15 protein-coding genes are annotated in these 14,946 nt (G+C 72.6%); 9 read left to right on the top strand and 6 right to left on the bottom strand.

Features of this window, described 5'->3' with window-relative positions; all coding sequences use genetic code 11:
* Nucleotides 1–53: 53 nt before the first annotated feature.
* From ACFUPX_RS33295 to ACFUPX_RS33275, 5 genes are all read left to right on the top strand, one after another.
* On the top strand, nucleotides 54–2,297 hold the full coding sequence (locus ACFUPX_RS33295; RefSeq protein WP_383331263.1) for a hypothetical protein: 2,244 nt from the start codon (nucleotides 54–56) through the stop codon (nucleotides 2,295–2,297).
* A gap of 171 nt (nucleotides 2,298–2,468) precedes the next feature.
* A complete protein-coding gene (locus ACFUPX_RS33290) occupies nucleotides 2,469–3,395 on the top strand; it encodes an ABC transporter ATP-binding protein (RefSeq protein ID WP_383331260.1) in 927 nt (308 codons plus the stop codon).
* Nucleotides 3,392–4,129: an ABC transporter permease gene (locus tag ACFUPX_RS33285; protein ID WP_383331257.1), complete on the top strand. Its 738-nt coding sequence runs from the start codon at nucleotides 3,392–3,394 to the stop codon at nucleotides 4,127–4,129. The genes ACFUPX_RS33290 and ACFUPX_RS33285 overlap by 4 nt, the downstream gene beginning before the upstream one ends.
* Nucleotides 4,117–5,394, top strand: coding sequence for a sensor histidine kinase (locus ACFUPX_RS33280; protein WP_383331336.1), 1,278 nt, complete (start codon nucleotides 4,117–4,119; stop codon nucleotides 5,392–5,394). Before ACFUPX_RS33285 ends, ACFUPX_RS33280 begins: the two co-directional genes overlap by 13 nt.
* Nucleotides 5,391–6,020: a response regulator transcription factor gene (locus tag ACFUPX_RS33275; protein WP_383331254.1), complete on the top strand. Its 630-nt coding sequence runs from the start codon at nucleotides 5,391–5,393 to the stop codon at nucleotides 6,018–6,020. Before ACFUPX_RS33280 ends, ACFUPX_RS33275 begins: the two co-directional genes overlap by 4 nt.
* Before the next feature lie 18 nt (nucleotides 6,021–6,038).
* On the opposite strand, the gene ACFUPX_RS33270 is transcribed toward ACFUPX_RS33275, so the two are convergent.
* Complete coding sequence (locus tag ACFUPX_RS33270; protein ID WP_383331251.1) at nucleotides 6,039–6,911, bottom strand: transglutaminase family protein; 873 nt, start codon at nucleotides 6,909–6,911, stop codon at nucleotides 6,039–6,041.
* Nucleotides 6,912–6,980: 69 nt separating this feature from the next.
* On the bottom strand, nucleotides 6,981–7,502 hold the full coding sequence (locus ACFUPX_RS33265; RefSeq protein WP_383331248.1) for a DUF2000 family protein: 522 nt from the start codon (nucleotides 7,500–7,502) through the stop codon (nucleotides 6,981–6,983).
* Nucleotides 7,503–7,551: 49 nt separating this feature from the next.
* On the opposite strand from ACFUPX_RS33265, the gene ACFUPX_RS33260 reads away from it, so the two are divergent.
* Nucleotides 7,552–8,418, top strand: coding sequence for an AraC family transcriptional regulator (locus ACFUPX_RS33260; protein WP_383331245.1), 867 nt, complete (start codon nucleotides 7,552–7,554; stop codon nucleotides 8,416–8,418).
* Here the strand turns inward: ACFUPX_RS33260 and ACFUPX_RS33255 are convergent.
* Both ACFUPX_RS33255 and ACFUPX_RS33250 read right to left on the bottom strand, forming a co-directional pair.
* On the bottom strand, nucleotides 8,411–9,247 hold the full coding sequence (locus ACFUPX_RS33255) for a tetratricopeptide repeat protein (protein WP_383331242.1): 837 nt from the start codon (nucleotides 9,245–9,247) through the stop codon (nucleotides 8,411–8,413). The genes ACFUPX_RS33260 and ACFUPX_RS33255 overlap by 8 nt on opposite strands.
* Nucleotides 9,248–9,287: 40 nt before the next feature.
* Nucleotides 9,288–10,307 carry a GNAT family N-acetyltransferase gene (locus ACFUPX_RS33250; protein WP_383331239.1) on the bottom strand — a complete coding sequence of 340 codons (1,020 nt, stop codon included), beginning with the start codon at nucleotides 10,305–10,307 and terminating at the stop codon, nucleotides 9,288–9,290.
* A gap of 143 nt (nucleotides 10,308–10,450) precedes the next feature.
* Between ACFUPX_RS33250 and fdxA the strand changes: the two genes are divergently transcribed.
* Nucleotides 10,451–10,771 carry a ferredoxin gene (fdxA, locus tag ACFUPX_RS33245; protein ID WP_030573070.1) on the top strand — a complete coding sequence of 107 codons (321 nt, stop codon included), beginning with the start codon at nucleotides 10,451–10,453 and terminating at the stop codon, nucleotides 10,769–10,771.
* 93 nt (nucleotides 10,772–10,864) lie between these two features.
* Nucleotides 10,865–11,968, top strand: coding sequence for a bifunctional succinyldiaminopimelate transaminase/glutamate-prephenate aminotransferase (locus tag ACFUPX_RS33240; protein ID WP_383331236.1), 1,104 nt, complete (start codon nucleotides 10,865–10,867; stop codon nucleotides 11,966–11,968).
* On the opposite strand, the gene ACFUPX_RS33235 is transcribed toward ACFUPX_RS33240, so the two are convergent.
* Nucleotides 11,881–13,125, bottom strand: a complete 1,245-nt coding sequence (locus tag ACFUPX_RS33235) for an MFS transporter (RefSeq protein ID WP_383331233.1) — start codon at nucleotides 13,123–13,125, stop codon at nucleotides 11,881–11,883. The two genes, ACFUPX_RS33240 and ACFUPX_RS33235, sit on opposite strands and share 88 nt — an antisense overlap.
* Before the next feature lie 83 nt (nucleotides 13,126–13,208).
* Between ACFUPX_RS33235 and ACFUPX_RS33230 the strand changes: the two genes are divergently transcribed.
* Nucleotides 13,209–14,201 carry an ArsR/SmtB family transcription factor gene (locus tag ACFUPX_RS33230; RefSeq protein WP_383331230.1) on the top strand — a complete coding sequence of 331 codons (993 nt, stop codon included), beginning with the start codon at nucleotides 13,209–13,211 and terminating at the stop codon, nucleotides 14,199–14,201.
* 74 nt (nucleotides 14,202–14,275) lie between these two features.
* On the opposite strand, the gene ACFUPX_RS33225 is transcribed toward ACFUPX_RS33230, so the two are convergent.
* Complete coding sequence (locus ACFUPX_RS33225) at nucleotides 14,276–14,746, bottom strand: ATP-binding protein (protein WP_383331227.1); 471 nt, start codon at nucleotides 14,744–14,746, stop codon at nucleotides 14,276–14,278.
* Nucleotides 14,747–14,946: the final 200 nt, after the last annotated feature.

Genomic DNA, 14,946 nt, shown 5'->3' with positions numbered 1-14,946 from the left:
AGCCGCCCGAGTGAGGTCGAGACGGGCGGCGGAGCCAACCGGGAGAACCTGCCTTGAGTCGTGAAACTGACAGTTCGTCCTCCGGGCCCCAGGGGCGCGGTGGAGCCGCTTACCCCTCGGGGACGCCGCCGTACGGCTCCCCCGCGCAGGGCGCCGCGTCGGACGGCGCCCCGGACGGCGCGCAGCGGCAGGCCGCCGACGAGCGGCCCGACGAGCCCAAGACCGAGACCACGCTGACCACGCGCATCCGGATCAACATCCCCGGTTCGCGGCCCATCCCGCCGGTCGTCATGCGTACGCCGATGGCGGAGAGCGACGTGAGCGCGCCGCGCCCGCAGGACGCCGGCCGCGCGGCGGACGGGTCCGACGCCGGGGACGGCGCGGGGCGTCCGGGGTCCACGAACGGTGCCGGAGGCCCCAGTTCCGCCGGAATGTCCGCTTCGGGCTCCGCGCCCTCCGGGCCTTCGTCCGCGCCCGCGTCTCCTTCCGCCCCGGCGGAGGAGAAGACGAGCGACTGGTTCGCGCCGCGCAAGGGCGGTGCGGCCACGAACGGCGCGGGCATGAGCGGCGCGGGCACCAGCGGGAACGGCGCGAGCGGGAGCGGCGCGTCCGGACCCGCCGGTTCTGGAGCCGGCGGCTCCGGTACGGGCGCCTTCGACGTGTCCGGTGCCGTGGCGGCGGGCCCGCTCGGTACGGGTGCTCCGCAGGGCGGCGACCCGCAGCGCGGGGACCTGCCGTACTTCTCCGGGGGCCCCGCGGGCGACGGCGGCCGCGGTCCTTCGGGCCCGACCGGCGGCCCGGTGACCGGCGACGGACCGATGGCGCCGCAGCCCCTCAACCCCGCCGACCCGGCGAACCAGGCCAACCCGGCGGGCCGCGCGAACCCGATGGCTTCGCCGAACCAGGGCGGCCCCGGCAGCGCGGGCGGCCCCGGCGGCCAGAGCGGTCCCGTCAACCCGGGCAACCGCCCTAACCCCGGCAATCCCGGCAACCCGGGCAATCGCCCCAACCCAGCCAACCCGGCCAACCCGGCAGCCCGTTCAGGCGCTGGCGCAGGCGCGGGCGCCCCCGTCATGGGTGACGACACCGCCATCCTCACGCCGCAGAAGGCCGGACCGGTCCACGGCGGCCCCGGCTCCATCCCCGGCGGCCCCAGCGCCCCGTCCCCCGGCACCAACGTCTCGGGCGACACGCTGACCAGCGGCATCCCGGTCGTACCGCCCGCCCAGAACTCGCCGTTCGCCACGGGCCCGCAGCACACCGACGGACCCGTGCCGCACACCCCGCCCAAGCTGCCCGAGCCGGTGCAGCCGAACGTGCCCGTCGCCGCGGCCCCGCCCAAGAAGAAGAAGGGGCGCAACAAGCTCGTTCTCGTGGGCGCTCTCGTGGTCGTCGCGGCCTGCGGTGCTTACGGCGCCGGGTTGTTGATGAACCACGCCGACGTGCCGAAGGGCACCACCGTGCTCGGCGTCGACATCGGCGGCGGCACGCGCGACGAAGCCGTCAAGAAACTCGACGCGCAGATCGGTGAACGCGTCGCCAAGCCCCTGAAGCTGTCGGTCGACGGCGAGGCGGTCACGCTCAGGCCGGACCAGTCGGGCCTGACCCTGGACAGCCAGGCCACCGTCCGCGAGGCGGCGGGCAGCGACTACAACCCCGTATCGGTGATCGGATCGCTGTTCGGCGGCGAGCGCGTCGCCGAGCCGGTCATGCCGGTGGACGAGGAGAAGCTCGCGGCCGCCCTGGAGCGCGCCGCGGGCGGCTCCGGCTCGGCCCAGGAGGGCTCGGTCAAGTTCGTGCCCGGCAAGGCCGTCCCCGTGTACGGCAAGGAGGGCAAGGGCATCGACGTCGCCGCGTCGACGAAGGCCGTGTCCGACGGGTACAAGAAGCAGGTCGAGAGCGGCAGCGCGGGCACCGTCGACGTGCCCGTCACGACCCGCAAGCCGACCGTCGCGAACGCCGAGGTCGACAAGTTCATGACGCGCTTCGCGAAGCCCGCCATGTCCGCCAACGTCACCATCAAGGCGGGCAGCGCCTCGATCCCGTTCGGCCCGGCGAAGTCGCTGCCGAAGGTGCTCGAGACGCAGGTGCTCAAGAACGGCACGCTGCAGGTGCACTACAACACCGCCGAGCTCAAGAAGCTCTACGGCAACGTCTTCGACGGCATCCTGATCCAGCGCGGCAACGGCGACAAGACGCCGGTCCAGCCGACGGACGTGGCCGCCGCGATGAACAAGGCGCTCATCGGCAAGACGCCGGCGGAGCGGGTCGGCGTGATCGAGACGAACGCGAGCTAGCGCTTCGCTTGGTAGCGGTGCGGGGACTGCTGCGGGTCGGCCGTGGCCGGGCGCGCAGTTCCCCGCGCCCCTTCGGGCGCGTCCTCCGGCCCTCCGCATGACATCTGTCATCCCGGAGTCGGCACACACGACACTGCCGCCGTCGACCGTCCATTGGCGACGATGGATCACATGACGACGACCGCAGCACCGCCCGTCACCGCGGTGAGCTTCGAGCAGGTGACCAAGAGCTTCGGGGACGTCCGCGCCGTGGACTCCCTCACGCTCGACCTCCACCCCGGCGAGACCGTCGCCCTCCTCGGGCCGAACGGCGCGGGCAAGTCGACGACGCTCGACCTTCTCCTCGGCCTGCGGAACGCGGACAGCGGCACCGTGCGGGTCCTGGGCACCAGTCCGCGCGAGGCGATCACCGCGGGGCGGGTCGGCGCGATGCTGCAGAGCGGCGGCCTGATGAGCGAGGTCACCGTCCGCGAACTGGTGCGGCTCGCCTGCGATCTGCACCCCAGGCCGTACCGCGCGGACGACGTGCTGGCCGCCGCAGGCCTCACCCAGCTCGCGGGCCGCAAGATCGAGAAGCTCTCCGGCGGGCAGGAACAGCGCGTGCGCTTCGCACTCGCGACCGCCGGTGCGAACGACCTGATCGTCCTGGACGAGCCGACCACCGGCATGGACGTCACCGTGCGCCAGGCCTTCTGGGCCACCATGCGCGAGCAGGCCGACCAGGGCCGCACGGTCCTGTTCGCCACGCACTACCTGGAGGAGGCCGACGCGATCGCCGACCGGGTGCTCGTCCTGCACCGCGGCCGTCTCCTGGCGGACGGCACGGCCGCCGAGATCAAGGCGAAGGCGGGGGCGCGCAAGGTCTCCTTCGACCTCCCTGAGCTGGATTCCGGGCTCGACGAGAAGCTCCGGGCCCTGCCGTTCCTCACCGCCGTGGACATCTCCGGCCCCACCGTACGGCTCCAGTCGACGGACGCCGACGCCACCGTGCACGCGCTGTACGGGCTCGGTCTTTACCCCCGCAATCTTGAGGTCGCAGGTCTCGGCCTGGAGCAGGCCTTCGTGGCGATCACCGCAGCCGAGGAGGCCAAGGCATGACGCTGACCAAGCTGGAAATCACCCGCGCCCTGCGCAACAAGAAGTTCCTGTTCTTCTCGGTGATCTATCCGTCGATGCTCTTCCTGATCATCGCGGGCGGCCAGAACAGCACGGACATGGTCGGCGACACGGGGCTCGCGCTCCCCGCCTTCTTCATGGTGTCGATGGCGTCGTTCGGCGCCCTCACCGCCGTCCTCATGGGCAACAGCGAGCGCATCGCCAAGGAGCGCGAGAGCGGCTGGGTCCGCCAGCTGCGCCTGACGAGCCTGCCGGGGCGCGGCTATGTGATCGCGAAGACGGCGAGCGCCGCCGTGGTCAGCCTGCCCTCGATCATCGTGGTGTTCGTGGTCGCCGCCGCCGTCAAGGACGTACGCCTGGACGCCTGGCAGTGGCTGGCCCTGACCGGCGCGATCTGGGCGGGCAGCCTCTGCTTCGCCGCGCTCGGCGTGGCCATCGGCTACCTCGCGACCGGCGACGCCGTCCGCCCCATCACGATGATCGTGTACTTCGGGCTCTCCGTGCTCGGCGGCCTGTGGATGCCCACGGCCACCTTCCCGCAGTGGCTGAGCGAGATCGCGACCTGGCTGCCGACCCATGCGTACGCTGCCCTCGGACAGGCCATCGAACTGGGCGACGCCCCGCACGCGAAGGACATCGCGCTCCTCGTCGGGTACTTCGTCCTCTTCGCGGGCGGCGCTGCGTGGCTGTACCGGAAGGACACATCGAAGGCGTGAACGACACCGACGGCCCCGTGCCCGGCCACCCCCTGAAGAGCTTCGGCCGTCCGGTGGCGGACCGCCGCCAACTGCTCACCAAATCGCTGTGGATCGGCATCTGGCTGGTCTTCCTCGCGAGCCCGGTGCAGGACCTGCTGCGGGCGGGCCACGGCGGCGCGGCCACCGTGTTCGGCTGGGTCGGCCTCGTGGCCTTCGTGTTCTTCTACCTGTCCCTGGTCTTCCGCTACACCTCCAAGGTGTTCGACTGGCGTGTGGTGCACGTGTCGTTCGGGGCGATGCTCGCGCTGGCCGTCGCCCTCTCGTTCGCCTTCGGCACGCCATGGCTCGGACTCTTCGTGTACGTGGCCGTCTCCGCGGGCGCGGTGCTGCCGCTGCGGCACGCGATGTGGGCCATCCCGGCCGTCACCGGCGTGATGATCCTGATCGGCCTGCGCACCGACAGCGTCGCGGACCTGCTCGGCAGCCTCGCCGTCCTGACCGTCCTGGTCGGCTTCGCGATGACGGGGGTGCGGGAGCTGGTCCGTACGACGGTCGAGTTGCGCCAGGCGCGGGCCACCGTCGCCCAACTGGCCGCCAACGAGGAGCGGCTGCGGCTCGCCCGCGATCTGCACGACCTCCTGGGCCACTCGCTCTCCCTGATCACGCTGAAGAGCGAGCTGGCGGGACGGATGCTCCCGGCCCACCCCGACAAGGCCGCCCAGCAGGTCGCGGACATCGAGCAGGTCAGCCGCCAGGCCCTGGTGGACGTGCGCGAGGCGGTCTCCGGCTACCGCAGGCGCACCCTCGCCGGTGAGCTCGCGGGCGCCCGCACGGCGCTCACCGCCGCCGGTGTCGAAGCCGACGTACCGCTGGAGGCGCCCGAGGTGCTGCCCGCCGAGGAGGGCGAGACGGCGCTGGCCTGGGCGCTGCGCGAGGCGGTGACGAACGTCGTGCGGCACAGCGGCGCGCACCGCTGCACGGTGGCGTTCACCTCGCGGCACACCCTGGACGGGCAGGTCGTCGAGCTGTCGGTGGAGGACGACGGCAGGGGCGGTCCCGCGGCGGCCAAGGGCAACGGCCTGACGGGCCTGACCGAGCGCGTGGAGGCGGTGGGCGGGGTCGTCGACGTGGGCCCCGGGGCGCGCGGGGGCTTTCGGCTCACGGTGAGGGTGCCGCTTGAGTCGCGAGAGGCACAGTCGCGAGGGCCGGAGTCACAGGAGCCGGACGGGGGCGGGGGCATCGGCTCCGCTCCGGGATCTTCGGCTCTAGGATCCTCCGCATGAGTACGAACAGTGCGGGCTCCGCCGTCAGGCTGCTGCTCGCCGAGGACCAGTCGATGGTCCGCGAGGCGCTCGCCGCCCTGCTCGGCCTGGAGCCGGACATAGAGGTGGTCGCCCAGGTGGCCCGCGGCGACGAGGTCCTCGCGGCGGCGCGCGAGCACGCGGTGGACGTGGCGCTGCTCGACATCGAGATGCCGGGCATGACGGGCATCGAGGCGGCGGCCGAACTCCACGCCGAGTTCCCGGAGTTGAAGATCGTGGTGCTCACCACCTTCGGCCGCCCCGGCTATCTGCGCAGCGCCATGGAGGCGGGCGCCGACGCCTTCCTGGTCAAGGACGCCCCCGCGGCCCAGCTCGCCGAAGCGGTCCGCAAGGTCCTTGCGGGGGAGCGGGTCATCGACCCCACGCTCGCGGCGGCGGCACTGGCCGGCGGCGCGAACCCGCTGACCGACCGCGAGCGCGAGGTCCTGCGCGCGGCGGCCGACGGAGCCACCAACGCCGAACTGGCCACGGCCCTGCACCTCTCGCCGGGCACGGTCCGCAACTACCTCTCGACGGCGATCCAGAAGCTGGCCGTGCGCAACCGCGCCGAGGCGGTGAAGGTCGCCCGGGACAAGGGCTGGCTCTGAACTGCCGTAACCGGGAGCTCAGTTCAGCATCGCCCGCGCCCCGTGCGCCTCCTGGCGCAGCCGTACCGCCGCTGCCTCGTCGGTGGCGGCAAGGGCGTCGGCGTACGTCTCGATCTCCAGCGCCCCGGCCAGGAAGTCGCCGCGCTGGACCAGGAGCTGGGCTCGTTCGTAGTGCAGCCGGTCGGGGTGCGCGGGAAGCAGCAGGGAGAGTTCGACCGCCCAGAGCGCCACGTCCGAGCGCTCGGGGCGGGTCGCGGCCCACGCGCGGATGTTGTTCAGGACGCGCAGCACGATGTCGAGGGGTCCCGCGGGGCTCAGCATCGACGGCGCGAGCGGGGCGCCCGTGGCACCCGCCACCATCAACTCCGCGTCGGTGTACGACAGTACGTGCCCGCCCGCGAAGGGATTGGCGAGCACCTGCTCGTCACCCGCGCCGAAGCCGACCACGAAGTGACCGGGAAGGGCCACCCCGTGGACGGGCACGCCCGCCCGGCGCGCCACCTCGATCCACACCACGGAGAGCAGGATGGGCAGGCCTCTGCGCCGCCGCAGGACTTCGTGCAGCAGCACGGACTGGAGGCGCTGGTAGTCGCCGGGCCTGCCCTTGAATCCGTAGCGCGTGCCGAGCAGCTCGGCGAGCGCGAGCGCCCAGGACCGGGGGCCGCCGGGCTGGTCGGACCGGTCGGGCTGGTCGGGTGGCTGACCTGCGAGGCGGGCGGTCAGCTGGTCGGCAAGGCGGTCGAGGATGCGCCGCGCCGCACGCATGCCCGCCGCGTCGAGATCCGGGTCCGCCTCCGCGCCGATCAGCAGGCACAGCTGCGCGAGATCGGGCCTCGCGGACCGTGCCTGCTCGGCGAAGAGGTGTCGCCGTTCGGGGGATTGGGGGTGCATAGGTGCTTCGTGCCCTGCCGGGCCGATCGATAGCGCTCCGATCTCACCCCGCCCTTTCGCCCCCGTCGGTCAAGGGTGCATCCGGGCCCCTTTGAGGATCTTGTCGACCGCGTTGCGCGGGCCATGGACGGCGAGCCCCACCAGGTCGAGCTGATCGGTCGGCACGGCCCGCACCGCCGCCCGGTTGTCCCGGTCGTTGCCGGTGGCGAACAGGTCCGACGTGAAAACGGCCCGGGGCAGCGAACGCGACAGCACCCGGCCGTGCGCGGCGGTCAGCGTCTCCTTCGACCCCTCGAAGACCAGGACGGGCTGGCGGAACATCGACAGGTAGGGGGTGCCGTCGGCGTCCTCGTACGGCTCGCCGATCACCTCGGGCGCCGCCGTGCCGAGCCCGCTGACCAGGAACGCGGTCACGTTGAGGCGCTGCCAGGGCTCCAGGTCGTCGCGGAGCAGGACGGTGATCTTCGTGTCGAACCGGACGGGCGCCTCACCCGTGACCCCGGCGCTCTGTGTCCCGGGAATCCCGGTCCCGGGGATCTCCGCCCCGGCGGTCGCGGTCTCGGCGGTTTCGGTCTCAGCGGTGGTTCTCATGCTTCGAGACTGCCGAGTGGTCCGCCCTCGCGTCTTGTACGTTTCTTGCATGGTGGCCCGGCAGGAGATATCCGCATGGCGCCCGCCGGTCGCGGGTGTCGTGGAGGTCTTCCACGCCCATTTCACCGAGCACGCGTACCCCATGCACGTCCACGACGCGTGGACCCTGCTGATCGTGGACGACGGAGCGGTCCGCTACGACCTGGACCGCCACGCGCACGGCACGCCCGGCGACACCGTCTCGCTGCTCCCGCCCCAGGTCCCGCACAACGGCTCGCCCGCCACCCCCGCGGGCTTCCGCAAGCGCGTGCTCTACCTGGACATGACGCAGCTCGACGCAAGCTTCATCGGCCCCGCGGTGGACGGCCCCGACCTGGTCGACCCCGTCCTGCGCAGGCGCGTGGGCCAGCTGCACGCGGCCCTCGCGCGCCGGGGCGACGAGCTGGAGGCGGAGAGCCGCCTCGCCCTGATCGGCGAGCGGCTGCGCGGCCACCTGCGCCCCAAGATCGCCCCCACCGTCTCCGGCGCCACCCTTGGCACCGCATCCGGGGTCACCCCTGGCGTCGCCCAGAACCTCCGCGACCTCCTGGACGAGCGGCTGCTCGACGGGGTGACGCTCGACGAGGCCGCACGCCTGGTCCACGCCCACCCCAGCCATCTCGTACGCGCCTTCAGCGGGGCCTTCGGCATCGCGCCGCACCAGTACGTGATGTCCCGCCGCGTCGACCACGCCCGCCGTCTCCTCCTGGCGGGCCAGCCGCCGGGCGAGGCGGCGGTCGCCGCCGGTTTCTACGACCAGTCGCACCTGACCCGGCACTTCAAGCGGGTGGTGGGCATCGCACCGGGGCGCTACGCCCGCACGTCCGGGGCCGTCAGGTCCGTCAGGTCCGCCGGTTCCGCCGGTTCCGTCAGTTGAGCATGGCGCGCGCGGCCCGCGCCTGGTCCCGCACCCGGTCCGCCGTGGTCGGCTCCACCGTCGTCACCACGTCCGCGTAGGTCTCCAGCTCCGCCGCTCCCGCGAGGAAGTCACCGCGCTGCACGAGGAGTTGGGCCCGTTCGTAGCGCAGTCGCGCCGGGTGCGAGGGCAGCAGCAGGGAGAGCTCGACGGCCCACAACGCGACGTCCGAGCGCTCGGGGCGTGCGGCGGCCCACGCGCGGATGTTGTTCAGGATGCGCAGCACGATGTTCAGCGGATCGGCGGGCGTCAGCATCGAGGGGGACACCGTGCCGCCCGACGACCCGGCGACGAGCAGCTCCGCGTCCGCGCCCGAAAGAATGCGCCCCCCGGCGAACGGATCGGTGAGCACCTGCTCCTCGCGGGCGCCGAAGCCGACGATGAAGTGGCCGGGCAGCGCGACGCCGTAGACGGGCGCCCCCGCCCGGCGTGCCACCTCGATCCACACCACCGAGAGCAGGATCGGCAGCCCCCGGCGGCGCTCGAGCACCTCGTGGAGGAGGGAGGACTCCAGGCGCTGATAGTCGGCGGGCGTTCCCATGAACCCGCTGCGCGCGCCCAGGAGTTCGGCGAGCGCGGCGGCCCACTCCCGTGCCCCGCCCGGCCGGTAGGGGAGCTGCCCGGCGAGCCGGTCCAGCTCGATCTGCGCCGCGTCGATGCCGTCGTCGCCGAGTTCGGGGTCCGCCTCCGCGCTCACCAGGAGGCAGAGCAGGGACAGGTCGGGCCGCTCGGACCTGGCCTCCTCGGAGAACCGCCGCCGGGACGCGGCAGTCCTTGACTCCTCGTGCATGCGTGCCTCGTGCCTTACTTACCGAGCCGACCGGTAGAAGCTACCGAGCCGACGGGTATCGATAGTGGTGGTACGTGTGGTGCGCGGCGAAGCCCAGACCGCCGTACAGCTTCCGCGCACCCTCGTTGTCGTCCTCGACCTGCAGCCAGGCCGCCGAAGCGCCTTCGGCGAGCGCCTGCCGGGACAGTGCGGCCATCACCGCGGTCGCGAGTCCCTGCCTGCGGTGCGCCGGATCCACCTCGACCGCCATGAATCCCGCCCAGCGCCCGTCCACGACGCAGCGGCCGATCGCCGCGGGCCCCGTGTCGCGAGAGGCCCCGGGCACGGAAGCGAACCACACCGAGGGGCCGCCCGCCAGCACCTTGCGCACATGAGGTCCCGGCACCTCGAACCGCTTGTAGCGGCGCAGCCACGCCTCGTCGAAGGAGCGTTCGAGAACCACCTGATCCACGGCTGCGTCGGGCAGTTGCGGATCGCCGAGCGGGGCGAGAGCGCCGACATGCAGCTCCGCGCTCACCTCACGTTCCCAGCCCCGCTCCGCCAGCTCCGCGCAGAGCAACTCCTGGGTGCCTTCGGCCCCCGTCGCGGTCTGGACGTACGCGGGCAGCTCCCGTTCCTCGTACCAACGGCGTACGTACGCGAGGGCCTCGTCCAGCGGTCGTCCCGGATCGCCCGTCGGCAGCACCGAGTTGGCCCGCCGGGTGAATCCGGCGGCAGCCCGCAGCTCCCACTCGCCGAGCGGTTCGCTCTCGACCGGCTGCCAGGCGCGCGCGGTCACCCGGGCCAGCTCCGCGTACGACGCGGCGGGGCCGCGCCTGCGGGCCGGGGCGTCGGGAACGACCTTGCCCGCGACCAGGGCGCTCTCCGCGATGCGGACACGCTCACCGTCGCGACGTGTGATCAGTACCACACCGTCGTTCCACGATGTGAGAACACCCACCGTGTCAGTGAACTTGCCACCCGTCCCAGTCCCTTCGTACAGGCGCCGAACGGAGACCCGTTTACCCACGTCAGCAGGGGTGATGCGGACCTCAAGCCGTCCGCCCGCAGTGAATTCCACAGCTCTGTACGCCCCTCCTGTTCGGATCATGCCCGGGAACGGAGATACTAGGGGCGGGCATCGACGACGCCGCGCTCCCGCGCGCCAGGCGAGCGGAGCCTGAAGACGGCCCGCCAACGCCCGTATCGAGGAGGAACGACAGCGTGACCTACGTCATCGCGCAGCCTTGTGTCGACGTCAAGGACAAGGCGTGCATCGAGGAGTGCCCGGTCGACTGCATTTACGAGGGCTCCCGGTCCTTGTACATCCACCCGGACGAATGCGTCGACTGCGGAGCCTGCGAACCGGTCTGCCCGGTCGAGGCGATCTTCTACGAGGACGACACTCCTGAGGAGTGGAAGGACTACTACAAGGCGAACGTCGAGTTCTTCGACGAGCTCGGATCGCCCGGTGGTGCCAGCAAGCTCGGCCTGATCGAGCGCGACCACGCCTTCATCGCCGCATTGCCGCCGCAGAACCAGTAACGGCTGCTTGAAGCGCCGCCCCGGTCCCGTACGGCACAAGTCGCCGTACGGGACCGAGGCATTTGCCCACCCACGCATTACGGGAGTCAGCACGTGTCCGTAGTCTCCGGTCTCTCCGGCCGCCTTCCCGCCTTCCCCTGGGACAAGCTCGAGCCGTACAAGGCCACGGCGGCCGCCCACCCCGGCGGCATCGTCGACCTGTCGGTGGGCACCCCGGTCGACCCGGTCCCGGAGCTGATCCAGAAAGCGCTGATCGCGGCGGCGGACTCGCCGGGCTACCCGACGGTCTGGGGCACGCCCGAGCTGCGTGACGCGATCACCGGCTGGTGCGAGCGGCGCCTGGGCGCCCGCGACGTCACCCACCGGAACGTACTGCCGGTCGTGGGCTCCAAGGAGCTGGTGGCCTGGCTCCCGACGCAGCTGGGCCTGGGCCCGGGTGACGTCGTCGCCTACCCGCGCCTGGCGTACCCGACGTACGAGGTGGGCGCGCGTCTGGCCCGCGCGGAGTACGTCTCGTACGACGAGCCGACGGACCTGGATCCCCGCAACCTCAAGCTGCTCTGGCTCAACTCGCCCTCGAACCCCACCGGTCGCGTCCTGTCCAAGGACGAGCTGACCCGCACGGTCGCCTGGGCGCGCGAGCACGGCGTGCTCCTCGTGAGCGACGAGTGCTACCTGGAGCTCGGCTGGGAGGCGGAGCCCGTCTCGGTGCTCCACCCGGACGTGTGCGGTGGTTCGTACGAGGGAATCGTCGCCGTCCACTCGCTCTCCAAGCGGTCGAACCTCGCGGGCTACCGCGCGGCGTTCGTCGCCGGCGACGCGGAGGTCCTCGGCGGCCTGCTCCAGATCCGCAAGCACGGCGGCATGATGACGTCCGCGCCGACGCAGGCGGCGGTCGTCGCGGCGCTCGGCGACGACCAGCACGTCCAGGAACAGCGCGACCGCTACCTGGCCCGCCGCACGGCCCTGCGCGAAGCCCTCCTGAAGCACGGCTTCCGCATCGAACACAGCGAGGCGAGCCTCTACCTCTGGGCGACCCGCGACGAATCCTGCTGGGACACGGTCGGCCACCTCGCGGACCGCGGCATCCTCGTGGCCCCCGGCGACTTCTACGGCCCGGCGGGCGACCGCTTCGTACGCGTCGCCCTGACGGCCACGGACGAGCGCGTGTCGGCGGCGGTCGATCGGCTGGCGTGAGCCGCTGACCGAAGGCCTGGCGCGAGGACGAGCGTGACGGCGACGGACGCCATGGCCAGCGCGGCCATGGCGACCGGAGCCGAGGTCAGCTGGGCCACGCCGCCCGCCAGCGCGGCGCCCACGCCCTGCATCGTGAGCATCCCGGACGCGTGCAGGCCAAGGGCGTGCCCGCTCGTCCCGGCAGGCGTCAGGGCCATCAACTGCTCCTGCAGCAGCAGGCTCGCCGAGAACCCGACGGATGCGAGCGTTACCGCCGCAAGGGCGAAGGGCAGACCCGGCCGCAGCGCGAACACCAGGTACGGGACGGCGAGCAGCAGACGCAGGGGCGCGGCGAGGCGCTCCCGCCACCGGGGCGGAAGCAGCCGCCCCGTCAGTACGTCCCCGACGAGCATCCCGAACGCGGCGAAGGCGAAGAGCAGCCCCGCGTGCCCGGGGGCGTACGGCACGAAGAGGGACTCGCAGCCCACGATCAGGCCGTTGGGCACCCAGAGCGCGAGATACACCGTGCGGCGGTGCCCGCAGGACCACAGCAGGGCATTCGTGCGCCAGGTCTCGGCGACCGAGGGGCGGCCCGTGGCACGCGGCTCCCTGCGGCGGAGCCCGCAGCGCGCGACGACCGCTGCCGCGAGGTAGAGCCCGGCGCCCGCGAGCAGCGTGCCGCGCGGCGAGAGCGCGGCGACCAGGATGCCGCCGAGCCCGAAGCCGCAGATCTGCATCGTGCCGCCGGACATGTTCAGCACGGAGCGGCCGAGCAGATAGCCCTCCCTGGAGAGGATCTCGTCGAGCAGCCCGTAGCGCACGCCGCCGCCCAGCGCGGCCAGCGTCCCCAGGAGCAGGAGCAGCGCGAAGGCGGCCCACAGCGGCAGCCCCGGCAGGGCCTGTGCCGCGGTGGCAACGCCGAAGACCAGCGCGAGGCCCGCCGTCGCGGCGCGCGGCGGCAGCCGGTCCGCTGCCGACAGCAGGGCGGTCGCGCCCACGACCTGGGCCAGCGAGGGGCCGAACATGCCGAGGGCGGAGAGCAGCGGCGAACCGGTCCTGTCGTAGATCAGCGTGCCGAGGGCCAGGCCGCTCACCGTCTGGGCGGCCACCTGGAAGGAGGAGGTCAGGAAGAACGGCGTGAACTCCGGGGTGGCGAAGAGCTCGCGGTAGGTGCGCATGGCCGGAGTCTCGGGGCCCCCGGGATGGGGGCGTTAACGTTTCGCACAGCGGCGAAAGGCCGTCGCGGAACGGGGGTGGCGGTGTGGGCTGGTGGCAGGTCAACGCGGACACCCTCGCGGGCAGCCGCTTCGTCGTCTCGCCGCTGGCCGAGACGACCGCGAGCCTCTTCTCCCTGGAGCGGCGGACGGCGACGCATCCGGGGGAGCGGGCCTGGCTCGACGCCCATCTGCCCGCCTACCGCGAGCGGTTGGCCGCCGACCCCGGCCTGGGAGGGCTGGTGCGGGCGGCGCTCGGTGACCGGACCCGCTGGATCGCGGACTTCCTCACCCCGACGCCCACGGGCGAGGGCGACTCCTCCGTCGCCGCGTTCGCCGAAGAGCTGGCGCGGATCCGCGAGACCCCCGACGCGACCGCACGCGCCCACCTGACGGTGTCCTTCGGTGGCCCGCTCCCGGCGGAACTGCTGCGCCCCGGCGGCGTCCCGGACCGGCTGGCCGACCTCCTGGAGTGGGTGTGGACCCGGACGGTGCTGCCGCGCTGGCCCCGCATCCGTACGGTCATCGAGGCGGATGTCATCGCCCGTACCGCCCAGTTGAGCGAGGGCGGCTGGGCCGCGGCTCTGAACGGCATGCGGCCCGGGATGCGCTGGCTGGGGGAGAGCAGGCTCCAGGTCAACGCCCATGACTACCCGCCGCGCGAGATCTCCGGGGCGCTCCTGCTCTTCGTGCCCGTGACGCCGTGGCAGGGCTGGGTCTCGTGGGACGCGGCGGACCGGTACGCGGTGGTGTACCCGTGCTCGGGGGTGCTCGCGGACACGGACAGGACGGCGCCGGTGCCGGAACCGCTCGGCAGGCTGCTCGGCCCCGCGCGGGCGGGCGTCCTGATGCTGCTCGCGGCGCCGAAGAGCACCTCGCAACTGGTCGTGCTGACGGGGCAGGGGCTCGGCTCGGTGGGCCGCCACCTGAGAGTGCTGCTCGACGCGGGGCTCGTGCGCAGGCGGCGAACGGGGCGTTCGGTGCTGTATTTCCGTACGCCGGCGGGGGAGGTCCTCGTCGAGGCGCAGGGGGACGGGTGAGGCGGGGCGGCCCGGTGCGCGAGAAGGGCCCGGAGCCGGTGGTGGCTTCGGGCCCTTCTTGTGGGGTGGGGTGATCAGCCGAGCGGCAGGCTCTTGACCGGCAGCTGGTCGGTGGGGAGGCCGCCCTTGGTGACCGAGTCGGTGGGCAGGCCCTCGCCGACGGCGTCGGTGGGCAGGCCGCCCTTGGTGGCGGTGCCCGCGGTCTCGCCGACCACGTCACCGGCGTTGCCCGCGAGGTCGCCCGCGGCCTTCTGCGCCACGGGGGTCGTGGTCTTTGCGCCCGAGCCGACGACCTTGCCCGCGGTCGGGACGCCCTTCTTCACGGCCTTGCTGCCGGTCTCACCCGCGAGACCGGTGGTGTTCTGAGCGGCGCCGTCGACGGTGTTGCCCAGACCGGCACCGTCCAGGGCGGTCACACCGCCCAGGTCGGGGGTGGCCGGAAGCTCGGCGGCGCTTGCGGAGCCGGCCGCACCGACCACGGGAGCTGCCCCGGCTGCGATGAGCAGCGCGACGCGGGCGATCCGACGGGTCAGGGGGAGGGACATGATGCTCCTTCAGACGGGAGAGAACGTTGGTGTGTCCGGCCGGATGGGGCCCGGCGCTTGGACGCAGTGACTACCGCTCGAAGCCCTCGAAGGTTGCGGTGGGCCAACGTAAAGAGTTGGCAATGCATCGCATAATCAGCTGTGGATAAAAACGGGCAAAGGGATCACTCGATGGGGGCCCGCCGAATCGTCAATGCCCA

Origin of the sequence: Streptomyces sp. NPDC057302 (assembly GCF_042667685.1) — a bacterium.
In the GTDB taxonomy this organism is placed as follows: Bacteria; Actinomycetota; Actinomycetes; order Streptomycetales; family Streptomycetaceae; genus Streptomyces.
This window is presented reverse-complemented; position numbering and strand designations above follow the sequence as displayed.